Here is a 22,489-nt window from a genome sequence, read left to right on the forward strand (position 1 = left end):
TTTTTACGTTTTCTCTTGGTTGATTCGAAAGATTATTGAATTCTCGCGGATTCAATCATCACCATCTTTTTGGGAACATCCGTTGGGAACTGGCCACCGGGGCCAGTAGGGGTATTGCGAATTTTCTCAACCGTATCCATGCCGCTCACGACTTTGCCGAACACGGTGTAGCCCCAAAGCTGCGAATGGTTGATGGCGTTCTTGCGAGGAATATCCTTGTGGATTTGGCCCTGATACTCAAAGGTGACCGGGTCACCCGCGGGAATGAGGACTGGATCAAGACGGGCGTTGTCCACCACGTTGATAAAGAATTGCGAACTGGCCGAATGCGGGTCGCCAGTGCGTGCCATGGCCACGGTGCCCACTGCGTTTCGCAGGCCCTTGGCAAGCGCATCGCGGCCTTCGTGCGCGATGGCTGGGCGCGTAGGTTTTTGCTTGTAATCCTTATCGAAGCCGCCGCCTTGCACCATGAAACTAGGAATCACGCGGTGAAAGATGGTGCCGTCGTAGAACTTGTCTTTGACGTACTGAAGGAAGTTTTCAACAGTTTTGGGTGCTTTGTCTGGGTAAACCTCGATCACGAACTCACCTTCTGAGGTGACGAACTTCACTTTCGGCGCACTGGCGGCCATTGCGGGAAGAGCCACAGACAGGGATAGGGCGGCAGCCAAGGCTGCGGTGCGCCTTCTGGAAATCAACATGTATGAACTCCTGAAAAACAGCTAAAAGATGTAGGTGTCACTTGGTTCTTTTATAGGGCCGCAAGTTCCTGCGACCGCTAAAACGAGCAGTAAGCCTTCAGCCGCCACGCAACCGCCTGTGCGGTCTTGCGGGGCTGGTTTCGGGTGCGGCCGGGGTGGCGCTGGAGCTGCCGATGCGTAGCATGGTGTCCAGCGCTTCAATCTTGGGGCCCAGGCGAGGATTGTCGCCATTGAGCTTGCGCGCCTTTTCATACGACTGGCTTGCCAGGCGAGCCTGCACGTCGCCCAGGTTTTCTAGCGCCGTGGCGTAGTTTGGATCTTGGCGCACGGCAATTTCGAGGGCTGCACGAGCCTTTTCCAATTCGCCTCGCCCCGCATGGAGCACGGCCAGATTGTTCCAGGGTTCAGCCAGTTCCGGATAGTCCTGAGTGAGTTGGGTCAGCACCGCTTCGGCGTCACCGGAGCGGCCGCTTTTCTGCAGAACCTGGCTCCTGACGAACCGCATTTGCGGATCGCGCGGGTTGGCGGCGATGTATTTGTCGGCGCGCGCGAGTGCTTCCGAGGTCTGTCCGGCATTCAGCAGCCGATTGACTTCGGTGTATTCGTCTGCCCAGGCCTGAGAACCCAGTGCGCTCAGGCAGCCGAACAGAACCATGGTGCGAAACCACCGCGGTAGGGAAGGGATAGGGGACAGCCGCGAATTCATCTCTGAGGAAATGCTGGCGATGGGCGGGTGCTTGGTATGAGCGTCCAAAATGAGCGTTCAAAGAAGTTTCACGCACCTCAGGTGCGCCTTATACTGCGGGTCATTGTAGCCATGCGGCCCGCCATGCCCGTTAGTCGCTGGCCGTACCCCCTCCCGCGCATACTTTTTTAGGCAGGTTGAGCACCTCGGTCGTGAACCGCTGTCCGCCCTGCGCTTATTTCCGATGACATTGAAGATATACGACACGCTTTCGCGTGGGTTGCAACATTTTGCGCCAATCGAACCCGGCCATGTTCGCATGTACGTGTGCGGCATAACCGTGTACGACCTCTGCCACATTGGGCACGCGCGCTCCGCAGTAGCCTTTGATGTGGCACGCCGTTGGCTCGAGGCTTCGGGGCTGCGGGTCACGTTCGTGAAAAACATCACGGATATTGAAGACAAGATCATCCGCCGCGCACTGGAAAACGGCGAGACCATTCGTGCGCTCACTGACCGCATGATCGCAGAGATGTATCGTGATTTCGATGCGCTCGGCGTTGGACGGCCTACGCATGATCCTCGCGCCACCGACTATGTGCCCCAAATGCTCAATCTGGTGCAAAAACTCCAGGATAAGGGCCTCGCGTATGTGGCCCCTAGCGGTGATGTGAACTACGCCGTGCGAAAGTTTCCGGGCTATGGAAAGCTTTCGGGGAAATCGCTGGATGAACTGCACTCAGGCGAACGAGTCGCCGTAGATGGTGACAAGCGGGATCCGCTCGATTTTGTATTGTGGAAATCTGCCAAAGCCAACGAGCCTGAAGGCGCCAAGTGGGAAAGCGCCTATGGCTTGGGGCGGCCCGGTTGGCACATTGAATGCTCAGCCATGAGTTGCGCGTTGCTCGGCGAAACCTTCGATATTCATGGTGGCGGCGCAGATTTGCAGTTTCCGCATCACGAAAACGAGATTGCCCAAAGTGAAGGTGGTCACGGAGTGCCGCTGGCTCGCCTGTGGATGCATAACGGCTTCGTGAACATCGACAACGAGAAGATGTCCAAGAGTTTGGGCAATTTTTTCACTATTCGAGAGGTTCTCGAGCAATTCGACGCCGAGACCATTCGATTTTTCATTGTTCGCAGCCACTACCGCAGCCCGCTCAATTACAGCGACACGCACTTGCAAGACGCGCGCGCAGCCTTGAGACGCCTGTATACCGCGCTGGATGGCGTGCCGCTCATCGAAGATGCACTCATCGATTGGACCAACCCCTACGCGGCGCGCTTCAAGGCAGCGATGGACGAAGATTTCGGCACACCTGAAGCGGTGGCCGTGCTGTTTGATCTGGCTGGAGAAACCAATCGCGGTAAATCAGCGCAGGATGCCGCCTTGCTCAAGGCGCTTGGCGCTTGCCTGGGCCTGTTGCAAACAGATCCCAAGGCGTACTTGCGTGCGGGCGCTGCACTGGATGAGGTCGCCATCGCTTTGCGCATTGAGGCCCGTGCGGCAGCCAAGAAAGCCAAGGATTTTGCCGCTGCGGACAACATTCGTGCTGAGTTGCTGGCAGCCGGCATCGTCTTGAAGGACTCTCCTACTGGTACCACTTGGGAGGCCGCGCCGTGATGAGCAGGAAAATTAGAAGTGCCAAGAGCGTGGCTAAGCTGGAGCTCCTATGGCGGTGAAGGCCTCAAAGAAGGAAAAAATCGGACCTAGCACGCCAGCCTACTGGGCTGAAGCTTGCGAGCATCTGGCCAAAAAAGATCGCGTGATGAAGCGACTCATTCCGCAGTTCGGCGACGCATGCCTGGAATCGCGCGGCGATGCATTTGTAACGCTGGCGCGCAGCATCGTGGGGCAGCAAATTTCAGTTAAGGCGGCCCAATCGGTATGGAACCGCTTTGAAGTCCTTCCTAAGCGTATGGCACCCGCCAGTGTTCTGAAGCTGAAAGTTGATGACATGCGCGCCGCCGGTCTTTCTGCGCGTAAAGTGGAATATTTGGTTGATTTGGCCCTGCATTTCAGCAGCGGCCAGATCCATGTCGGCCAATGGGACGAAATGGAAGACGAGGCCATCATTGCCGAGTTGGTGGCCATTCGCGGTATTGGCCGCTGGACCGCAGAAATGTTCCTGATGTTCCATTTGATGCGCCCGGATGTCCTGCCCCTGGACGACGTGGGGCTCATCAACGGTATCAGTCTTAATTATTTCTCTGGAGAGCCGGTCAGCCGCAGCGATGCACGGGAGGTGGCTGACGCCTGGCAACCATGGCGCAGTGTGGCCACCTGGTACATGTGGCGCTCCCTGGAGCCCATACCAGTGGCGTACTGATTGGAACGATAAAGTTCGCTGAACGCTGCAGTCTGCCTGGCACTCCTGTCAGGCGAGTAACCGTATCTTTAATATGGTTTTTAAGTCAGGCAGACGGGGTAAAGTAGGTTCGGTGATGGCTAGCTGAATTGGCCCTGACGCCAGACAAAAAGGCAGTTGGCGGCATCCGGTAATATTGCTGCATACAGGCAGTGGGAGAAAAATTTGGCAAAAAAGACATTTCTTGATTTTGAACAGCCGATCGCCGAGCTGGAGAACAAGATCGAAGAACTGCGCTATGTGCAGACCGAGAGCGCGGTCGATATCTCTGAGGAAATCGAGCAACTCGACAAAAAGAGCCTGCAGCTCACCAAAGATATCTACTCCGATCTGAGCCCTTGGCAGATCACCAAGATTGCACGTCACCCCGAGCGGCCTTACACGCTCGACTATGTACAAGGCATCTTCACTGATTTCGTGGAGCTGCACGGCGACCGGCATTTCGCGGATGACCAAAGTATCGTGGGCGGACTGGCCCGCTTCAACGGCAATGCTTGCGTGGTGCTGGGCCATCAGAAGGGTCGAGACACGCGTGAACGCACGCTGCGCAACTTCGGCATGACCAAGCCTGAGGGTTACCGCAAGGCGCTTCGGTTGATGAAAACCGCCGAGAAATTCAAGCTGCCAGTGTTCACCTTTGTGGATACACCGGGCGCATTCCCCGGCATTGACGCCGAGGAGCGCGGCCAGTCAGAAGCCATTGGCCGCAACATCTACGAGATGGCGCAACTGGAAGTTCCGATCATCACCACCATCATCGGCGAAGGCGGCTCCGGCGGTGCGCTGGCGATCGCTGTCGCAGATCAGGTCTTGATGCTGCAATACTCCATCTATTCGGTCATCAGCCCCGAAGGCTGCGCTTCCATTCTCTGGAAGACGAGCGACAAGGCGCAGGAGGCTGCAGATGCACTGGGCATTACTGCGCACCGCTTGAAGGCATTGGGCCTGATCGACAAGATCGTCAGTGAGCCTGTGGGCGGTGGTCACCGCGATCATCGGCAGATGGTTGCTTTCCTGAAGCGCGCTTTAGGTGACGCATGGCGTCAGGTGAGCGATCTCAAGGGCAAAGAGCTACTGGATCGCCGCTACGACCGCCTGCAAAGCTACGGGCGCTTCACAGACACGAAAGCGGAGCGCTAATTTCCGGGGCGGCTCAAGCCGCCTTGGCCTTGATTTTCGAGCTGAGGGCGGCGTGCAGATCAGCCGGGAGAAACTTGAAGGCCGCTTGCAGCAAAAGATAAGCGATCAAACCATCATCCAGCCACCCAAGGATGGGGATGAAATCGGTCACCAGATCAATGGGGCTGATCACATACACAAGAGCCAGCACAACGGTCAGTTTGGCTGCCATCGGCGAGCGCGGATCACGCAGCATGGCCCATGCCAGGAGTAGCTCCTTGCGGAACATGGCGATAATTTTTCCCAGCTTCCACATGACAAGTCCTTCGTACCGTGTATTCGGTCTGATGTACTAACGTGGGTCCTCTCATTGGGATGACAAGACCGCCCCTAGAAAATAGGCTCTTAGACCGTTTTCTATGAAACTGTTCACGCTTTTACTGCGCTATGTCCACTTCATCGTCACCTGACCACATCGCCGCTCGCGCTGTCGATGAGGCCATGGCTCGTTTCGCAGCCACCAAACCCGCATTACCGCTGGCTGTGGCGTTATCGGGAGGAGCGGACTCCACTGCGCTTTTGCTAGCCTGCGTGGAGCACTGGCCTGGCCAAGTAGTGGCCTTGCATGTGCACCATGGCTTGCAAGCCGCTGCCGATGATTTCGAGCGCCATTGCCTTGCGCTTTGCACGCATCTGGGCATACCTCTACACATTCGGCGGGTGGATGCCCGCCATGCGAGCGGTGAAAGCCCGGAAGCGGTGGCGCGCGAGTACCGCTACGAGGCATTCGATGCCCTGACCAGTGGTAGTGGAGACCTGGTGGCTGTGGGCACGGTCGTCATTGCACAGCATGCAGACGACCAGGTGGAAACCATTTTGTTGGCTCTCTCTCGGGGCGCTGGTCTCCGTGGATTGGCCGCCATGCCAGCGCGATGGACGCGCAAGGGCATTGCCTATGCCCGCCCGCTGCTCACAGTACCGGGAGCAGCTATCCGTTCATGGTTGCGGCTGCGTGAGCAGACCTGGATAGAAGACCCCAGCAATGCCAACGAGCAATTTACCCGTAATCGCATTCGTATGCGTCTTCTGCCCGTGCTGGAAGCAGCGTTCCCCCAGTTTCGGAGTACTTTCTCTCGAAGTGCTGCGCATGCGGCGCAAGCGCAGCAAGTGCTCGATGAGGTGGCTAATAATGATCTGACCAGCGCCGGCCTGCCACCGCGCATCACGGCCATTCAGGCGCTTTCACGACCACGCCAAGCTAACTTGCTGCGGTATTGGCTTTGGGGGCAGTACGCTGTTACGCCCAGCAGCGCACAATTGGGGGAGTTGCTGGACCAGATTGCAGCCTGCACCACGCGGGGCCATCGCATGCATTTGAAGGTCGGTACAGGGTTCGTCCAACGTGAGGGGGCTGCCCTGATTTGGCGCGCTCCCACGGCTATTCATGGTGGTGGTGCGCAATGACCACAGGACCTCGCCGGGAGACTTTCTCCAGTCACTTTTCTTAAGTAGCTAAAATGCTGGGTTTTGCGGGGTAAGCCCAAAACAGATTTTCCTTCGTGTCTTCTTTTTCCTTGTGCCCATGCGGGCTCGGATTTTGGAGCTCGATCATCTTATTCTTGCCATGGCATTGATTGTTCACAAATACGGCGGCACCTCAATGGGTTCGCCAGAGCGCATCCGCAATGTTGCCAAGCGCGTTGCTAAATGGGCGCGCGCCGGTCATCAGATGGTGGTAGTACCCAGCGCCATGAGCGGTGAGACCAACCGCTTGCTAGGCTTGGCCAAGGAATTGGCGCCGGGCAAGCACACTGCGGCCTATCGCCGCGAGTTGGACATGCTGGCCGCTACGGGCGAGCAAGCCTCCTCAGCGCTTTTGGCCATCGCGCTTCAAGCCGAGGGTATGCAGTCCGTCAGCTATGCTGGCTGGCAGGTACCCATCAAGACCAACAGCGCCTATACCAAGGCCCGCATTGACAGCATTGATGACAAGCGCGTACGCGCTGATCTTGACGCTGGCAAGGTGGTGGTCATCACCGGTTTCCAAGGCGTGGATGAAGGCAGCAACATCACCACACTGGGCCGGGGAGGCTCTGACACCTCAGCGGTTGCCATCGCAGCAGCCTTGAAGGCAGCTGAAGCGCTGATCTACACCGATGTCGATGGCGTCTACACCACCGACCCACGCGTTGTTCCAGAAGCGCGCCGCCTGCAGACCTTGAGCTTCGAGGAAATGCTGGAAATGGCAAGCCTGGGCAGCAAGGTTCTGCAAATCCGCTCAGTCGAATTTGCTGGCAAATACAAGGTTCCCATGCGTGTGCTGTCCAGCTTCACGCCCTGGGATATCGATCTCGCTGAAGAAGCCAAATCCGGCACCCTGATCACTTTCGAGGAAGACGAAAAAATGGAACACGCCGTTGTCTCCGGCATTGCCTTCAACCGCGACGAAGCCAAGGTTTCCGTGCTGGGCGTGCCTGACCGTCCAGGCATTGCCTACCAGATCCTGGGTACCGTGGCGGATGCCAACATTGAAGTCGATGTCATCATCCAGAACGTCAGCAAAGACGGCATCACCGATTTCAGCTTCACGGTCAATCATGCGGACTATGCCCGCACCATCGATCTGCTGAAGGAAAAAGTGCTGCCTGAACTGGGCGCCACTGAAGTGGAAGGCGACCCCCGTATCTGCAAGGTCAGCATTGTCGGTATCGGCATGCGCAGCCATGTGGGCGTGGCGGCAAAGATGTTCCGCGTGCTGAGCGAAGAGGGCATCAACATCCAGATGATCTCTACATCCGAGATCAAGACTTCCGTCGTGATCGACGAGAAGTACATGGAACTTGCCGTGAAGGCGCTGCATCGTGCATTCGATCTGGATCAGGCTCCAGCCTGAGGTCCAGAAGACGGAACAACCAAGTTCCTGAGTGATACCTGAGGAGGCCAAGGGGCCCTCAGCATCGCAGTGAGAGATGAGTTCTGTATTGGCTCGAGGCACGCCTCGGGTCTCAGCAGAAAGAAGCGGCCACTTTGGAAGTGGCCGTTTTTTTGCCCTATGCTTTATCGGGTCTAGCACGCGCTAGATTGCATTCAGGATATCTTGAATAAAAAAGCAGGGGCAGCAATATGCATCCATGGTTTGTTCGAGCATTGGCGCGGTGGCTGGCAGGAGCCTCGTTGTTACTGGCCGGCGGCTTGGCCCAAGCGCAAAACGACGGGCCCACTTGGCCTCCTGGAATCTCCCAGCTTCGCGCTGGCCCCGCAGAAAGCGCTGTCTCCGCTGAACTGCCACCGGATGTAGCTATTGAAGAGCCTGGCCCAGCCCTGCAAGGTAACCCAGCAGCGCGTTGGAGTGGGGTTTGGCGCGGCTGGGCCTGCCGGTTCGCGCAGTGCGATGTGAAGATCGCGATTGAGAAATTGTCGGTCGACGCGGCCACGGTGGTCTATGCGGGCGCCAATACCACGCAGCGCGTCACTGAACGTGGGCAAGCACAGTTCGTCAACAATGAACTTCAGATGAAACTGAGCAACGGCGCGATCTTGTTGCTTCGCCTGCGCGAGGACGGCGATGTGGATATGCCGCTCTGGAGAAATGTCACGCAACTGATCAGCTATGGTGTGTTGACGCAAAAGCCGTTTCCCTATGCGCGAACTGTCGAGCGCGTACCGACACCCTGGTCAGAGCAGGGGCGTGCACAAACCCTTGAAATGGTGGTTTACCGGCCCCCGGGCCCAGGGCCATTCCCTACCGTTGTGTTCAATCACGGCTCAACAGGGAATGGGGACAAGCCCGAATGGTTCACCTACACATGGGCCAGCCCAGAAGCGGGTCGCTACTTCACTGACAAAGGCTGGCAAGTGGTTTTCCCGCAGCGACGTGGGCGCGGCAAGTCTGATGGGCTCTACGACGAAGGCTTCGAGCCCGATCGTTCGCGCTACGCCTGCGAGGCAGAACGTTCCCTACCCGGCATGAAGCGAGCCATGGCCGATCTTGATGTTGTGATGGGATACCTGCGCACCCGTCCCGATGTGGACATGCAACGCCTGCTGATAGGAGGTGTTTCGCGTGGAGGTATTCTTTCAGTCGCCTACGCGGGTACGCGACCAGAGCTGAAATTTCTCGGTGTACTCAACTTCGTAGGAGGCTGGGTCGGTGATCGCTGCGCGGATGCTGACAAGGTCAACCCCGTATCTTTTCGTCGTGGCGCGGTATTTCCCCGCCCTATGCTTTGGCTGTACGGGTCTCAAGACCCCTTCTATTCGCTGCGCCACAGCCGTAAGAATTTCGATGCATTCATAGCGGAAGGCGGTAAGGGAAGCTTTGTGAGCTTCGATCCACTGCACGGTGCTAGCGGACACGACATCGTTGCCCAACCGGTTCTTTGGGAATCGGCGGTCAGCGATTACTTAAAAAAATTGGAACCGTATTGATCCACCACGGCGGTGTATGAACCGTTCACACCCCCTGAGCTTCCGTGGTTCCAGTCAAGCATTGAAACCGTTCGGGCTGAGCTTGTCGAAGCCTTGCGCAACGCTTCGACCCTTCGACAAGCTCAGCGCGAACGGATTTTTTGAGGTCGAAGCCTTGCACTGCGCCTCGACCTCTCGACGGGTTCAGGACAGGACAAGCTCAATGCCCTTGAAATCAAAAATTGAACCGCGCGCCCACCATCAAGCTTCGACCTCGCAGCGGTGAAGCATCCTTCACGAAGGATGTGTGGTTGAAGGCGAGTTTATCCAGAGCGTTGTTGAGGCTTGCATATAACTCGTAGCCCTGACCCGATGACAGCTGACCCCGCCAAGCCATGCGAAGGTTCACCATGTCGTAGGCGGGTGTGCGGGTCTCGAAGCTGGCCAGGCGGTTTTGAGCAAAGTTTCTATACCATTCGGCCGAAGCTGACCATGGCCCGGAGCGCCATTCCACGTTCATCCCAAAGCGATACGACGGAATGCGTGGCACATTACCGCCGCTCGAGAAGCTGGCCCTGACCAGGTCACCGGATATGCCAACGCGCCACTGCCTGTTCAACTGATGGCTCGCTCGTGCTTCGAGTCCCGTAAAGCTGGCATCACGCTGTCGGTAGTCGACCAGTCGGAAGTTTTCGTAGCGGTCCGTGGTGTCAGCGTAGATGTAGTTGCCAATACGGTTATGGAACGCTGTCAGCTCGTAGCGCGTGTCGCCGCTGGTTTTGCGCAAGCTGATGTCGAGATTGGTCGACTGCTCAGCCTTCAAACGCGCATTGCCTCGCTCCCAGGTGTTGGTCGCCAGGTGGACACCGCCGGCGAACAGTTCTTCGGCCGTAGGCGCACGTTGCGATCTCGATAGGCTCACAGCCAGCGTGTGCCCAGGGGTGAAGTTCCAGCTTGCCCCGCCTGAAATCGAACCCATGTGGTGCTTCACTGTTCCCCGCCGGGTGGTACCGTTGAGCTGGGCGTCTTGCCATTCGTAGCGTCCGCTTAACTCGAACCGCCAGTCACCCAAACGGTATTCTTCCAAGCCGAAGACCGCGTAGTTCTGAGTGACAGTGGGTTCAACAAAGGCTTCTTCTCCCACCGCGCTGAATTTGCGCCGGCTTTGCTGGGCGCCCAGCAGACCTCGCAGGGTGCCTGGGCCCAGAGTGAGCGGGTTGTGCTCCAGCTCCAGGCGGGCATCATGCGCCTTGTTCTTGAACGTTGTGCCGATTTCTCCGTGGTCGATCTCGTCGTGACGGTAGTCGGTAAGGCTGGCGCGCAGCCTGACGCGCGCAAAGCCAGGCAAGGGGTCTCGCCACTCGCCACGGATATCCCAGCGCTCGGTATCCATGTCAACCAGTGCCACTTCGTTGCTTTCGCCTTCACTACCGGTGCAGTGCAGTTCGCTGCCATGCCAGTGGCAGCCTGAAGGAGTGGGTCCTTGATCGGGGCTGTGACCGTGGTCGCTGCCGCAGTGCAGGGAGCTGCCGTGGGGGTGGCAATCTTCGTACTCGTGACTGTGGCCAGGCAGGCCATACTTGCTCCGTAACCGGCTGTAGGCAATACCCAGGTAACCGTTGGAATGAATGTAAGAGCCTCCCACGCTGCCATACCAGGTCTTCGTGGCTGAACCTGCCACACGAGGCGCCGTCCAGCCGCTACCTGTTTCGTAGTCGCCAGCTGATCGGTTCAATCCCTCCACGTGCAGCGCGATGGGGCCGCTGCCGGTGGTCAAGGAAAACAGCCCGGTTTTTTCCCGGGCGCTGGATTCGGAGCGGACCTCCACGCTACCTGTATAGCCTTTTGCCGGCACCGCCGTGGGAATGCGTTTGTCTCGCACATTGACCACGCCACCCACGATGCCTCCGCCGTAGATCAGTGTGGAGGGGCCGCGCAGAACCTCGATCTCGCTCGCGAGCATGGGCTCCAGCCCCACGGCATGGTCTGGACTGGAGGTAGAAGCATCTTGCACTTCACTGCCGTCAGAGAGGATACGTACGCGCGCGCCATCTGCGCCGCGGATCACAGGCCTTCCGGCCCCCGCGCCATAGTTGTTGTTGCGCACCCCAGGCAGGCCGTCCAGTGTTTCGCCCAGCGTGCCGCTGCGGCGCTGAAGCAGTGCCCGTTCATCCAGCAATTCAACTGGCGTGGATGACTCCTCCAGCGGAATGTCCAACGCCGTGCCGGTGATGCGCACAGTGTTGAGGGTGGGCGTAGCTGCCTCGGGGGTAGCCACGGCGTCCTGCGCGAATGCCGCAGGCGGCAACACAGCTAAGGCAATGGCCAGTGTTAGCTTGTGGTGCGGGAAAGGTGGTTTGTTCATGATCGAGTCGATGGGGTGCGGGAACAGAGAAAACGCCCGGGGTGGTGGGCGTTTTCTTAAATCGCTAAAGCCGGGTTTGAATCAGTGCGCGTGAGCCGAGATGCCCAGCCACGTCAAACCACCGGGGTTGAAATTCAGTGCGACTGAACCCTTCACGGCGGCATCGCCTATATCCACGGCGTGCAGGCGCCGCCCTTGTGGATCGCTGATCCATACCTTGTCGTCGTTGGCGCTCACGGCCAGGGCAGGGTAAGGCGCAGCCGTCGGCATGCTGGAGATCACGCTGGTCAGCGCAGCGCGCTTGCTCCAGTCCTTGGTCGAAAGGATGTGCAGCGTGCCAATATCATCGAGTACCAGCAAGCTCGCACCCTCTGCATCCAGCGCGTGCGCCCGGCGCACACGGCCCTCGGCCCAATCAATACGCTTGATTGCCCCGGCAACCGGGTCGATCTCAAACATATTGCCGCCGCTGCCTATGCCCACAAAGCTTGTCATGTGGTCATTCCCGATGATGGTGCTAATGCGCACACCGCTAGCCATACTTGCTGGGTTGGGGATTTTCTGTGCGGTGAATTCCTGGCCCGCCTGGCGTATCACTAGCACGCCATCGCTGCACCCAAATGCCGTGTAGTTGGTGTTGGAGTAGCTGCCGTGCAAGCCGGGGCATTCCTGCTCGAAGCGTTTGGCCTGGTGAAAGTGGTCGCCATGGCGCTCATACAACTCGACATGTGTAGGGGTTGTGCCCGCGGTTTCTGGCGCTTTCCATGTGGTTAGCAGCCAGTCGCCACGCGGTTCGGCAGTGCCATGCATGGGAGAGCTAAGACCCTGTGTGGCCAGCGTCACGCTGGGTTTGCCAATACTTTCATCGCTAAGCAAAGCGATCGATGCATTGGCGTTGGTGGCCGCGTTGCCATCAAAGAACACGGCGGCGAGTTCACCATGGCTCTCATAGTGCGAAGGCCGTACGCCACTGAGCCGTGTGTTCATCAACCTAGGCGACTCCTTTTTATCATCCATATGGTCTGCATGCGGTTCCTGATAGATCCCGCCGTCGACGAACTGAACCTGATTTTGCGTGGCTTGAAAAACCACGGCGTAGCGGCGATCAGGGCTGGCATAAACGGCTGAAGGTGTGCCGTCTGCAATGTAGCTCTGCATGACGCTGCCGGCGTCCAGGTCGATCACGTGTACCTGGTTGCTACCGGGCTCAAGCACCACCAGGCGGCCAGCGGTTTCTACGTGCCCGTGATCGGGATCATGGCCGTGATCTCCACCACCCACGTCTTGTACATCGCTGCTGCCCCCACCGCAGGCGGCTAGCGCTCCTGCGCAGGCCGCGACCAGAACAGCTCTTTTCCAGCGTACTAATGAACCTCTCATGTCTTATATCTCCCTTGTGTGAAATGTTATGTTATCACATCACATGTAACTTGGGGGATCAAGGAAAGTTGCCTTTTTCTTGGGCGGCCCTAGCCAAGGCATCTGCTTGAAGTCTGAAGCTGAGGCAAACTATTAACAGCAGATCGTCCGCAAACCGCTGCTGTGGCGTTCTGGCTCAAACCAGTTAGCCTCTGGGAACCCAGGGTCAATTCAACTAAACATTAGTGATCTGAATTCAGTCTATGCATATTGACTTTCTCGGTATTCAGGCGTTCTTGGCCATAGTTGAAAACGGCAGCTTTCAACTGGCAGCGGCAGAGCTCAACCTGTCGCAGACGGCCGTCAGCCACCGGATGCGCAAGCTTGAGGAATTTCTGGGAGTCAGACTGATCGCGCGGACCACGCGCGATGTCACCCTGACAGACGCAGGACGCGCCCTCTTGCCAAATGCACGCAGAGCGGTTCGCGAACTCGGGATGTCCTGCGACGCAGTGCGCCAGCACGGTCAGCACGCACCGGACTGGCTGGCATTTGCATGCCTTCCCACTTTGTGCACCAACCTCGTCAGTCCATTGCTGACTGAGGCCAGTCAAACGTGGCCGGACACGTTTGTACGCGTATTCGATACAGCCGCCCGCGAGATCGTTGAGTTGGTGGAGTCCAAGGTGGCCGCCTTTGGTATTTCGGTCATGCACCAGGGTTATGGCAATCTGTCGGTAAAGGTCATCGCCGAAGAACCTTTCGTGCTGATATGCCCACTCGGCCACCGTTTCGCGACACTGGGCAGCGTAGACTGTTCTGCGCTCGAGCACGAGCCCATGATTCGGATCAGCCTGACCACGGGCAACAGCACAACAATCGATGGCGCCCTGGGGCGAGCGCGGGAACACCTGCACTGGCGCTATGAGGCACTCCATAACTCGGTTGCAGTGGATATGGTGCGGGCCGGGTTGGGCTTGACCATCGTCCCCCGGCTGAGCTTGCCGGCGAATCCCGGCGTCGCGATTCTCCGTTTGAATTCACCTCGCATCCAAAGGACGCTATGTGCCGTGAATCGTACGGACGATCCGATCAATGAGCAGGAGAGCTGGCTTCAGGCGCGTGCTACGGATTTCCTGAAAAAACGCCTGGCAGATTGCTGAAAATCTGGCTACCGCGGTGGCCTGTCAACGGCTTGAAAGACACATGCCTGACAAGATGATTTCCATTCATCTTTTGCGACGAACTATTCATTTGTCCTCGTTCTGACAAATACCTAGACTGCCTCCTGGTTAAGAGACCCGAAACCGCAAGAAATATGCGGTCGATCCAGGAGACTGTCCCATGCCCCACGCCTTGAGTCCTTTGCCCGCCACGGCGGCCCCGCGCAGAGGGCAAACCATTGCTCAGAAAATCATTGCGCGACACGCATCGCGTGAGCACGTGGAGGTTGGCGAGTATGTCAACTGCGTGCCCGATCACGTCGTCACTCAGGAGCTCTACTGGCCCACCCACAAGAGCAACCTGGACAAGATTGGCGCCACCCGGCTGGCAAGGCCCGACAAGGCCATTATCGTCATCGACCATACGCCATCGGCAGCGGTTGGGTCGGCGCATGCTGCCACCCATAGGCTGCTCAAAGACTTGACGGCCAAGCTCGGTGTCGAGAATTTCTTTGGGCCCAATACGGGGTTGCGCCACTTGGTGCTGGTCGAACGAGGCTTCGCGCGACCTGGTTCCTTGATCTTCTCTGACGAAGGCAACATCGCCAGCATCGGCGCTGTAGGCGCGCTCAATATTCCCACGTCGGCTGACATTCTCGTGCCTCTCTTGAAAGATGAAAACTGGGTCAGAGTTCCCAAGACAGTGCGCATCAACTTACACGGAAAGTTGCAACCGGGCGTCTCTGCGCGAGACGTAGTGCAATCCATCATCAGGGACTACGGGGCAGGAGAATTCCTGCAGTGTTGCGTGGAGTACGGAGGCCCCGGTTTGCAGCACCTGACGCTGGACGACCGCCAGACAATACTGGCTTCAACATTCCACACCATGTCAGACACAGCCATCATGGATGTGGATGCGCTGGCGCTTGAGTACGTCAAGGAAAGGGCTAATGGGCGAGACTATGCCTGCGTCAGCAGTGACCCCGATGCGCAGTTCGAACAAGTCATTGAGTTGGACATGTCGCATTTGACGCCGCTAGTGACCGTACCCCCAGAGCTCACTGGCGCCACTGACGTCACTACTTTGGCAGGCACACGCGTCCACCAGGCCACTATCGGCTCCTGCGCTGGTAACCGGCTGCAAGACATGCGAGACGCGGCCACCATCCTCAAGGGGCGAACGATAGCGAGGGATGTCACCATGTACATATCTCCGGGGAGCCAGAACGTTTATGCCCAGGCTGCCCGCGAGGGCCTGCTGGAGATCTTTGCAATGGCGGGGGCGACCGTGCTATCGCCTGGTTGCAATACCTGCTGGGGATACCTCGGCGTGCTCAGCGAAGGCGAAAACTCCATCTCCACTCACCAATTCAATTACCAGGGCCGGAATGGCGCGGAAAGCGCACAGATCTACCTCGGATCGCCCATGACCGTTGCGGCGTCGGCGGTGCGTGGAGAGATCACAGATCCGAGGAAGCTGTTGGCCTCGGATCCCATGGCAGCATGTGCTGCGGAGGCTGATTGACATGAATTCAACAGCCATGACAGGAAGAGTCTGGAAGTTTGGCGATCAGGTATCAGGTGACGATGGGATTATCGATTTCTCCGCGGTACGCGATGGTTTTGGAAAGCCTTTCAATGCGCCGCTATTGAAGTCGATGTGCTTTCGGCGCCTCAATCCCCGGTTTCCTCAGGAGGTCCAGGTCGGAGATATCGTGGTGGCGGGCAGAAACTTTGCCCATCACAACCACATCGAGGTGAGCGCAGCCATCAAGCTCTCTGGCATTGCCGTGGTGGTGGTCGAATCCTGCGAGTCCGGCTTCGTGCGCCGAGCCCTGTCGCAAGGGCTCCCCATCTTGACGGTGCCAGGGATTACGGCGCACGTTGAAGACGGCGAGACCATCACCGTAGACCCTGCCACCGGGCGTATTGAGCTTTCGGACGGTAGTGCACTTCAAGCACAACACTTTTCAGATCGCATGCTGGCGATATGGCGCGCCGGTGGCTTGGTCGCCGCCTTGCAGCAGGAGTTTCAGCCCATCGATCCCGGCCACGAACCATCGCCGTAGCCACTCTCACTCTTTCACCCACGGAGACACTATGAATCAAAAAAAATCAAAGTCCACCTCTGCCAGCAGGCTTAGGATGGCCATCGGCTTGTTGTGCTGTGCCGCCATTTTTCAGCCTATCTCCGCGCTTGCGGACTACCCGGAAAAAGTGATCCGGCTCGTGCATCCGTACGCCGGGGGTGGCGCGGGCGATATGCTGACCCGTGAGCTCGCGGAAGGATTGAAGACCGCATTCAATGGTGCTGCGGTCATCACGGAAAACAAGCCCGGAGCCGGTACCATCGTCGGGGCCGTGACAGTGGCCGGCTCTCCCCCAGATGGCTATAACCTCTTGATGATCGGCCCGGCAACGCATGTGATCATGCCGCTTATCAATCCAAAAATTCCCTACAACGCCAAGAAGGACTTTGACATCATCGGTATGTGGGGCGTTATTGGCAGCATGATTTCAGTGAATGCGGCAACACCTGTGCATACGGTACGTGATCTGGTCGACTATGCAAAAAAGAACCCCGGAAAATTGAATTATTCCAGCGCAGGTGCCGGGACCGGCCCGCATCTTGGGGGGGAAATGTTCAAGGACCTGACGGGGACGCAGATCACCCACGTTCCCTATAAAGGCGCGTCTCCTGCCGTATTGGCGCTGGTGAGTGGTGAAGTGGAGGTGTCCTTCGTCAATACGCCTCCCCAGGTGCCCTTCGTCAAAAGCGGAAAAATTCGGCCTTTAGCGGTGACCACTACTCAACGTTCACCGCTTTTGCCGGACGTTCCCACGACAGCAGAAGCAGGCTTTCCAGGCATCCTTTCGGAGTCTTGGTACGGCGTTGCTGCGCCCGCAGGTACTCCTGCGGATGTAAAAGCAAAAATCCTTCGCGGCATGCGCGCTGCGGCCGCAGATCCTGTGCGTCGGGCGCGACTAAGCGCAGCGGGTATAGAGCTGCGCGTCACAGACGCCAAGGAGCTCAGCGACTACATTGATGCTGAAGAAAAACGCCTCAAGCCGGTACTCACCCGGCTTGACATCAAGATGGAGTAATCATGGGAAATACTCTGAATGATGATGCCCGACAGCGTGTGCTGGTGACCGCCAAGAGCGTAGCCAACTGCGATGCGGCTATTGCCATGATGCGCGACGCGAAACTCGACGTCGTGATAAAGAACACGCCGATGCCGATTGATGAGGCATGGCTCAAGGAGCAGGTACACGACATAGACGCTCTTGTGTTCGCAATGGAGCCTATGGGGGAGAAGGTACTTCAGGCAGCCAATCGATTGAAGCTGATCGCGCGGCCGGGGGTAGGGTACGACAACGTCGACATCGACTTTGCCACCAGGCGCGGTATTCTTGTGAGCACAGCCGCGGGAACGAATGACCAGAGCGTGGCGGATTTTACTTTTGCACTCATGCTGGAAGCTATGCGAGGGGTATCGCGAGCGTCCAATGGCGTGAACCAGGGTGGTTGGGATCGCGTTACAGGAACCGAACTCTGGAAGAAGACGATAGCGGTGATCGGCATGGGCCGTATCGGCAAGGGCGTGGCGCGGCGCGCCCGGGGGTTCGACATGGATGTCCTGGCGGTGGGCCGCGAGCCCGACCACGACTTTGAGCGTGCGTACGGTGTTCGTTATTGCTCACTGCAAGAAGCGTTGAGCAAAGCCGATATCGTCTCGCTTCATCTGCCGCTGAATCCATCTACAGAGGACTTGATAAATAGTGTCACGTTGGGGCAAATGAAACCAGGCGCTTACCTCATCAACACAGCGCGCGGCGGGTTGATAGATGAGCAAGCCCTGGTTGAAGCGGTTGGCAGTGGCCAGCTTTCTGGCGCCGCGATAGACGTGCTCCGTGAACAAGGCGCGGGCAGCAAAAGCTGCTTGATTGGGGTGGACGGAATTACGGTGACGCCCCATATGGCTACATTCACCCACGAATCTATTGAACGTGTGGCGATGTCAGTCGCTGAAAGTGTCATAGCGGGATTGCGCGGAAATATGCCAAGGCATGTAGTCAATCCCGGTGCATGGACTTCGCAGCCCTTTGTATCAGCGCCATGACTGAGACGACCACAGGTTCTCGCAACATGAAGCACTCGTGACGTAGGGCCTCAGGCTGCCTGACCTCGGCGTTGGTGCGTTCTACTGCTACGAATCAGGTCACTCTGAGCTGGTATAACTTTGCGATGTCCTTAGCGTTGTTATCCACAGCCGATTTCATTTCAATTGCATTGCGTAACCCCGTCAATGCACAACTGCTCGATCGCCTTCGTGGTCTGGATATTCCTCAGTGCTACCTGACGGCCGGATGCCTGTTCCAGGCCGTGTGGAACATTCATTCGGGCCATTCTGTGGAGTGGGGCGTCAATGACTACGACGTCTTTTACTTCGATGACTCAGACCTGACTGAGGAGGCGGAAGACCGCGTAATCGTGCGCGCGTTGAAGGCCACTGCAGATCTAGGTGTGAAGATTGAAGTGCGAAATCAGGCGCGAGTGCACCTTTGGTACGAAAGACGGTTCAAAGCCGCGTATCCCCAGTTGCGCCACGCCCGAGAGGGCATTGATCGCTACCTGGTCGCATGCACCCGCGTAGGGATCGATGTCGCTACTGGCGAGTTGTACGCACCTGATGGGTTGGATGATTTAGCAGCAGGGGTGTTGCGGCCCAATCCTCTGTACCCAGATGCCCGGCAGTTTGAGGGCAAGGCGCGTAGCTATCAGGAACGGTGGCCTTGGTTGAAGATTGACTCACCGCACGGCCAGGTACCCTAGTTGGGCCAAGCGTAATACGCACCGCCCTCAAATTTCCATTCAGGATAGGTCGCACGCACGAAGTCGGATTCAGCCTTGCTGGCTGTGTAGAAATGCACACCATTCTTAAGATGGAAGAATCTGTATACCTCCTCGGCATTGTTGCCAGCTTGAGGCTGCGCATACCAGGCGGGTCCTTCGTACTTGAACTGCGGATACGTGGTGAGAACGAAATCGCGCTCCCCGGGACTAATCGAATAAAAATGAGCGCCCGTTTGCACGTTGAAGAATCGGTAAACCGGGGCAAGGCTTGGCCCGGTCTGAGAGAACGCTTTGAACCTCGGGCCTTCGTAGATGAAGACAGGGTAGGTGGCCATTACGAAGTCTCGCTCCAACACACTGTTCGTGTAAAAGTGCGCGCCCGTTGATGGGTTGAAGAACCGAAATACCGGAGTGAGTTTGCCCTCCGGCGTCGAAGAGTTGGCCGCCCCAAGCCAGCGCTTCAAGCCTGCCTCGTAAGCAAGGTCAAAACGCCCGTACTGGCTACTGCGCGTTAGTGCGCAGATGTTCCGAGTTAGTGACTGCAATTGTCCGATCACATACTGTTTGCCATTCTTCTCCTTGAATAGCGGACTGCCGCTGCTACCGCCTTCGGTTGTCCCGGAGAGCCAGTTGATGTTCAAGAATTTTCCTGTCGATACGTTTGACTCAGTGCAAGAGACCCCCATGCTGGTTGCGGTGCAAATTAAAAAGTCCTTCAAGTATCCCTCGGAGATTTTCAGCAGATCTCCCCCGGGGTGGTGTATGCCGGTCACAGAGTCCAGGCGCTGAGGGGGAGTGGCGTCCCACTCCGCAAAATAGACTCCATCAGGAGGCGTTGAGTTCAGACGCAAGAGTACGGTGTCCGTTGAGCCGTTCACGAACAGGAGTGATGCACCGCCAACCAAGTGGCGTACTTGGGAGTTGACCACCGAAGATCCACAACTGGCGGATCTATAAAACCAGGTTGTCTCCAATGTGGAGGCAACAGCTTGGGTTGAAATACAGTGAGCGGCGCTTAAAAAATAGGGGGTACGCGTGCCCGCGGAATCTGCGATGAGGGCGCCGCTGCAATAGTAGGCGGCTCCTGCATCTATATAGCTCATGCGAGCCACCGACTTGGCAGCAGTATCAAATTCACGGCTGCAGGAGGCATCGACATGGCAGCTCGCTGTAGCTGCTTTTGTGATGTTCATATCCGGGTCGGCATCCTCGGGGAGTCTCCAAAAATGGACGAGCTGAGGAACCGACAGCACCAGCGCAGAACGCGGAATGTCTGCAGGAAGATCTATTTCCAGCGTAACGCGAGGCCCTTTGACGGTTGGCAGCCAATACAGACGCGCTTCCTGCTCTGGTGTCCCAGCATTCAGGTTGTTCTGGACAGTCTGCGCCAATATGGAGCTGTCAATTTCCACGGCACGATCATCTTGCGAACCGAACACGCGCACTACGCTGCGCATGGGAAGCATGTGTATCTGCAGGCCAAGGCGTATGCCCTGAGCAGCAGGTGATTCAATAGTGAGGCTTGCTGTTTTTTTCCCGTCAGGTCCAGATTGCCAGCTCAGCCTGGCTTGAAATTCCTGCGGCTGCATCGTCGCTTCGACGTTTCTCGCGGAGCCGATCGAAATAGCGCCTTCTTTCGCAGAAGCGTTGGTTGATTTCTCAAAAGTGCTCAGGCGCACGACGGATGAATCTGCAATGGCCGATTTAGGCCGCATGACCTCTCGGATTTGCTGGAGGCGGGGGTCCGTAGATTCCGTGAACGTGAGGCTGGAGGGTGGTGCCGCGGATACTGCGCTTGTCCTCTCAGATTCCCCGTCGCCACCACATCCTAGAACCGCCCCAAACACCAGGGCATGGGCTAACCAGGCCGCAGTCCGAACAAACCGCGCAGAAACCCTAAGGCTTGACATACTCCCCAGGATCGCTCGATAGCCTCTACGCATTACTGCCTCGCTGTATATGTATTTATTTATGGCGCTTCCGAGGGGTTTTATAACATGCTGCAAGACCTTGGTACGCGTCAAGCTGAGGTCGAGGCGAGTAGCTTCATACGCGATGTTTTTGACCGCGAACTGGGTCTTGCGCGTTCAGACTCTCCTACACGGCCACAAGTTGTGCACGGCCTTCACGCGCCAGGTGCCATTCCCATGCCGAGAAGGCAAATACAGTGAAGGCTTGAATCAAAAGGTAGGCTATTCCCAGTTTGGTAGCGCTGCTCAAACCGGCGGCTAATGCCAGGCAGGCGATCCCCCAGCTTACGTTGCCCCATACAAGAAGATGCAATACCCAGCGTTTGAAATGACTCGCGAATGCCATCCCTAATAGCAAGGCTACGTAGCCCAGGAGCAGAACGGCGCTGCCTACTAAAAGAGGTACAGCTAAGCCCAGCCAGGAACTGAGCAGTTGGGGGGCTGCCAATTGCAGCGCGGCCACCACGACACCGATAGCTGCATCCAGCAGCAATATGGCTTTCAGGCCGGGATGATTGACGACGTTTGACATATGACCTCCGTGAGCTCAGACACCGTGCCTGAGTAGGCCCACTTTAAGAAGAGCGCCGCATCCCGTCTATTACCTCAGAGGTCATGTAGTCAAGGAACGCATTACCGTCTCGCTGTCGGCATCAGCAGGGTAGAAGAGCTCGATGCACAACTCCTGCAGGGTCACATCTTGCGGAGTACCGAAACTCGTCACGGTACTGAACATCGATAGGCTCGCCATGGGCAAATCCAAGTGGCAAAGTATGAGCAGCCCTTGTCCGCTCGGGTCACGGCGAGATACTTCGCGCATCCCCGGATAGGCCAGCACCTCAGCCTCAAGGGCAATCAATTCTGGGTCGCCGCTGCCTTCCACTGCCCGGCGTAAACCGGCCAGTAGATGCGGCGCCCAATTTTCCAGATTGCGCGTGTAGCGAGCCAAGCCTTCGGGGTGAAGTGAAGCCCGGTACATATTGATCGTAGGCGTACGCAGAGATTCCGGCAGCACACTCGCCAACGCCATGGCTGCCGGATTCGCCAACACCACGTTCCAGTGCCTGTCCAGCACTATTCCAGGATAAGGATGGTGCGCTTCAAGCAATCGCGTGAGCGCAGCGTGTACAGGTCGCATATCTGGCGCATCCAGGTTCTCGTGAGCGTAGCGCGGTGCGTAACCTGCTGCCATCAACATGACATTGCGCTCCCGGAGCGGAACCTCAAGCTCGCGTGCTATGGCTATCAGTACTTCGGGGCTGGGCCTGGAACGGCCAGTTTCAATAAAGCTTAAGTGCCGTGTAGATAGCCCGGCGTCGAAAGCCAGCTGCATCTGGCTGATCCGGCGGCGCTTGCGCCACTGCTGTACTAAAAGCCCGATGGCAAGGGGAGGCGTAAAGACAGTTGGGTTGGCGGATGTCATGGCGCATAACCTTACCTCAAGGGAAGCTGAACTCCCCCGCAAACTTGTGCGCGCTTTCACGGCGCGCCCT

The 22,489-nt window shown here is 57.4% G+C and carries 20 protein-coding genes; 12 read left to right on the forward strand and 8 right to left on the reverse strand.

Going from position 1 to position 22,489, the window contains the following annotated elements:
- Positions 1-32: 32 nt before the first annotated feature.
- Positions 33-701, reverse strand: coding sequence for a peptidylprolyl isomerase (locus G518_RS0130855; RefSeq protein WP_036596633.1), 669 nt, complete (start codon positions 699-701; stop codon positions 33-35).
- A 97-nt stretch (positions 702-798) separates the two neighbouring features.
- Positions 799-1,356, reverse strand: coding sequence for a tetratricopeptide repeat protein (locus G518_RS0130860; protein ID WP_028605764.1), 558 nt, complete (start codon positions 1,354-1,356; stop codon positions 799-801).
- A 274-nt stretch (positions 1,357-1,630) separates the two neighbouring features.
- Between G518_RS0130860 and cysS the strand changes: the two genes are divergently transcribed.
- From cysS to G518_RS0130875, 3 genes are all read left to right on the forward strand, one after another.
- Positions 1,631-3,010: a cysteine--tRNA ligase gene (cysS, locus tag G518_RS0130865; RefSeq protein ID WP_028605765.1), complete on the forward strand. Its 1,380-nt coding sequence runs from the start codon at positions 1,631-1,633 to the stop codon at positions 3,008-3,010.
- Between the two features lie 49 nt (positions 3,011-3,059).
- The gene (locus tag G518_RS0130870; RefSeq protein ID WP_211231779.1) at positions 3,060-3,716 is read left to right on the forward strand and encodes a DNA-3-methyladenine glycosylase family protein; all 657 of its coding nucleotides are present in this window, start codon (positions 3,060-3,062) and stop codon (positions 3,714-3,716) included.
- 204 nt (positions 3,717-3,920) lie between these two features.
- Positions 3,921-4,895, forward strand: coding sequence for an acetyl-CoA carboxylase carboxyltransferase subunit alpha (locus G518_RS0130875; RefSeq protein ID WP_028605767.1), 975 nt, complete (start codon positions 3,921-3,923; stop codon positions 4,893-4,895).
- Positions 4,896-4,908: 13 nt separating this feature from the next.
- Here G518_RS0130875 and G518_RS0130880 read toward each other — a convergent pair whose 3' ends face one another.
- On the reverse strand, positions 4,909-5,163 hold the full coding sequence (locus G518_RS0130880; protein ID WP_245598211.1) for a YkvA family protein: 255 nt from the start codon (positions 5,161-5,163) through the stop codon (positions 4,909-4,911).
- A 158-nt stretch (positions 5,164-5,321) separates the two neighbouring features.
- Between G518_RS0130880 and tilS the strand changes: the two genes are divergently transcribed.
- The 3 genes from tilS (at position 5,322) to G518_RS38955 (ending at position 9,302) form a co-directional block, all read left to right on the forward strand.
- A complete protein-coding gene (gene tilS / locus G518_RS0130885; RefSeq protein ID WP_051237587.1) occupies positions 5,322-6,338 on the forward strand; it encodes a tRNA lysidine(34) synthetase TilS in 1,017 nt (338 codons plus the stop codon).
- Positions 6,339-6,498: 160 nt separating this feature from the next.
- Complete coding sequence (locus G518_RS0130890; protein ID WP_028605770.1) at positions 6,499-7,767, forward strand: aspartate kinase; 1,269 nt, start codon at positions 6,499-6,501, stop codon at positions 7,765-7,767.
- A gap of 230 nt (positions 7,768-7,997) precedes the next feature.
- Positions 7,998-9,302 (forward strand): alpha/beta hydrolase family protein, encoded by a 1,305-nt coding sequence (locus G518_RS38955; RefSeq protein WP_051237588.1) that lies wholly within the window; start codon positions 7,998-8,000, stop codon positions 9,300-9,302.
- A 214-nt stretch (positions 9,303-9,516) separates the two neighbouring features.
- Here the strand turns inward: G518_RS38955 and G518_RS37790 are convergent, their stop codons facing one another.
- The gene (locus G518_RS37790) at positions 9,517-11,646 is read right to left on the reverse strand and encodes a TonB-dependent receptor domain-containing protein (protein WP_036596635.1); all 2,130 of its coding nucleotides are present in this window, start codon (positions 11,644-11,646) and stop codon (positions 9,517-9,519) included.
- Between the two features lie 81 nt (positions 11,647-11,727).
- Positions 11,728-13,026: a hypothetical protein gene (locus G518_RS37795; protein ID WP_051237589.1), complete on the reverse strand. Its 1,299-nt coding sequence runs from the start codon at positions 13,024-13,026 to the stop codon at positions 11,728-11,730.
- Positions 13,027-13,268: 242 nt separating this feature from the next.
- On the opposite strand from G518_RS37795, the gene G518_RS37800 reads away from it, so the two are divergent.
- The 6 genes from G518_RS37800 to G518_RS0130935 all read left to right on the forward strand — a co-directional run bounded on the left by G518_RS37800 (position 13,269) and on the right by G518_RS0130935 (position 19,005).
- Positions 13,269-14,168, forward strand: coding sequence for a LysR family transcriptional regulator (locus G518_RS37800; RefSeq protein WP_051237590.1), 900 nt, complete (start codon positions 13,269-13,271; stop codon positions 14,166-14,168).
- Positions 14,169-14,349: 181 nt separating this feature from the next.
- Positions 14,350-15,693: a 3-isopropylmalate dehydratase large subunit gene (locus G518_RS0130915; protein ID WP_028605771.1), complete on the forward strand. Its 1,344-nt coding sequence runs from the start codon at positions 14,350-14,352 to the stop codon at positions 15,691-15,693.
- Between the two features lies 1 nt (position 15,694).
- Entirely contained in the window at positions 15,695-16,237 is a 543-nt protein-coding gene (locus tag G518_RS38960) for a 3-isopropylmalate dehydratase small subunit (protein WP_156909611.1), read from the forward strand.
- Positions 16,238-16,268: 31 nt separating this feature from the next.
- Complete coding sequence (locus tag G518_RS0130925; RefSeq protein WP_028605772.1) at positions 16,269-17,273, forward strand: Bug family tripartite tricarboxylate transporter substrate binding protein; 1,005 nt, start codon at positions 16,269-16,271, stop codon at positions 17,271-17,273.
- A gap of 2 nt (positions 17,274-17,275) precedes the next feature.
- Complete coding sequence (locus G518_RS0130930) at positions 17,276-18,292, forward strand: phosphoglycerate dehydrogenase (protein WP_036596638.1); 1,017 nt, start codon at positions 17,276-17,278, stop codon at positions 18,290-18,292.
- A 125-nt stretch (positions 18,293-18,417) separates the two neighbouring features.
- The gene (locus G518_RS0130935) at positions 18,418-19,005 is read left to right on the forward strand and encodes a nucleotidyltransferase family protein (protein ID WP_028605774.1); all 588 of its coding nucleotides are present in this window, start codon (positions 18,418-18,420) and stop codon (positions 19,003-19,005) included.
- Here G518_RS0130935 and G518_RS0130940 read toward each other — a convergent pair.
- The 3 genes from G518_RS0130940 to G518_RS0130950 form a co-directional block, all read right to left on the reverse strand.
- The gene (locus G518_RS0130940; protein ID WP_051237593.1) at positions 19,002-20,741 is read right to left on the reverse strand and encodes a trypsin-like peptidase domain-containing protein; all 1,740 of its coding nucleotides are present in this window, start codon (positions 20,739-20,741) and stop codon (positions 19,002-19,004) included. The two genes, G518_RS0130935 and G518_RS0130940, sit on opposite strands and share 4 nt — an antisense overlap.
- Positions 20,742-21,123: 382 nt before the next feature.
- The gene (locus G518_RS0130945) at positions 21,124-21,528 is read right to left on the reverse strand and encodes a hypothetical protein (RefSeq protein ID WP_028605776.1); all 405 of its coding nucleotides are present in this window, start codon (positions 21,526-21,528) and stop codon (positions 21,124-21,126) included.
- A gap of 81 nt (positions 21,529-21,609) precedes the next feature.
- A complete protein-coding gene (locus G518_RS0130950; RefSeq protein WP_051237594.1) occupies positions 21,610-22,419 on the reverse strand; it encodes a helix-turn-helix domain-containing protein in 810 nt (269 codons plus the stop codon).
- Between the last annotated feature and the right edge of the window lie 70 nt (positions 22,420-22,489).

Source organism: Ottowia thiooxydans DSM 14619 (assembly GCF_000422885.1).
GTDB classification, from domain to species: domain Bacteria; phylum Pseudomonadota; class Gammaproteobacteria; order Burkholderiales; family Burkholderiaceae_C; genus Ottowia; species Ottowia thiooxydans.

What these genes read in the sequence shown, in the direction of transcription:
- G518_RS0130855 (WP_036596633.1), bottom strand. Translation starts at nt 701, where the DNA reads ATGTTGATTTCCAGAAGGCGCACCGCAGCCTTGGCTGCCGCCCTATCC.
- G518_RS0130860 (WP_028605764.1), bottom strand. Translation starts at nt 1,356, where the DNA reads ATGGTTCTGTTCGGCTGCCTGAGCGCACTGGGTTCTCAGGCCTGGGCA.
- cysS (WP_028605765.1), top strand. Translation starts at nt 1,631, where the DNA reads ATGACATTGAAGATATACGACACGCTTTCGCGTGGGTTGCAACATTTT.
- G518_RS0130870 (WP_211231779.1), top strand. Translation starts at nt 3,060, where the DNA reads ATGGCGGTGAAGGCCTCAAAGAAGGAAAAAATCGGACCTAGCACGCCA.
- G518_RS0130880 (WP_245598211.1), bottom strand. Translation starts at nt 5,163, where the DNA reads ATGTTCCGCAAGGAGCTACTCCTGGCATGGGCCATGCTGCGTGATCCG.
- tilS (WP_051237587.1), top strand. Translation starts at nt 5,322, where the DNA reads ATGTCCACTTCATCGTCACCTGACCACATCGCCGCTCGCGCTGTCGAT.
- G518_RS0130890 (WP_028605770.1), top strand. Translation starts at nt 6,499, where the DNA reads ATGGCATTGATTGTTCACAAATACGGCGGCACCTCAATGGGTTCGCCA.
- G518_RS38955 (WP_051237588.1), top strand. Translation starts at nt 7,998, where the DNA reads ATGCATCCATGGTTTGTTCGAGCATTGGCGCGGTGGCTGGCAGGAGCC.
- G518_RS37790 (WP_036596635.1), bottom strand. Translation starts at nt 11,646, where the DNA reads ATGAACAAACCACCTTTCCCGCACCACAAGCTAACACTGGCCATTGCC.
- G518_RS37795 (WP_051237589.1), bottom strand. Translation starts at nt 13,026, where the DNA reads ATGAGAGGTTCATTAGTACGCTGGAAAAGAGCTGTTCTGGTCGCGGCC.
- G518_RS37800 (WP_051237590.1), top strand. Translation starts at nt 13,269, where the DNA reads ATGCATATTGACTTTCTCGGTATTCAGGCGTTCTTGGCCATAGTTGAA.
- G518_RS0130915 (WP_028605771.1), top strand. Translation starts at nt 14,350, where the DNA reads ATGCCCCACGCCTTGAGTCCTTTGCCCGCCACGGCGGCCCCGCGCAGA.
- G518_RS38960 (WP_156909611.1), top strand. Translation starts at nt 15,695, where the DNA reads ATGAATTCAACAGCCATGACAGGAAGAGTCTGGAAGTTTGGCGATCAG.
- G518_RS0130925 (WP_028605772.1), top strand. Translation starts at nt 16,269, where the DNA reads ATGAATCAAAAAAAATCAAAGTCCACCTCTGCCAGCAGGCTTAGGATG.
- G518_RS0130930 (WP_036596638.1), top strand. Translation starts at nt 17,276, where the DNA reads ATGGGAAATACTCTGAATGATGATGCCCGACAGCGTGTGCTGGTGACC.
- G518_RS0130935 (WP_028605774.1), top strand. Translation starts at nt 18,418, where the DNA reads ATGTCCTTAGCGTTGTTATCCACAGCCGATTTCATTTCAATTGCATTG.
- G518_RS0130940 (WP_051237593.1), bottom strand. Translation starts at nt 20,741, where the DNA reads ATGCGGCCTAAATCGGCCATTGCAGATTCATCCGTCGTGCGCCTGAGC.
- G518_RS0130945 (WP_028605776.1), bottom strand. Translation starts at nt 21,528, where the DNA reads ATGTCAAACGTCGTCAATCATCCCGGCCTGAAAGCCATATTGCTGCTG.
- G518_RS0130950 (WP_051237594.1), bottom strand. Translation starts at nt 22,419, where the DNA reads ATGACATCCGCCAACCCAACTGTCTTTACGCCTCCCCTTGCCATCGGG.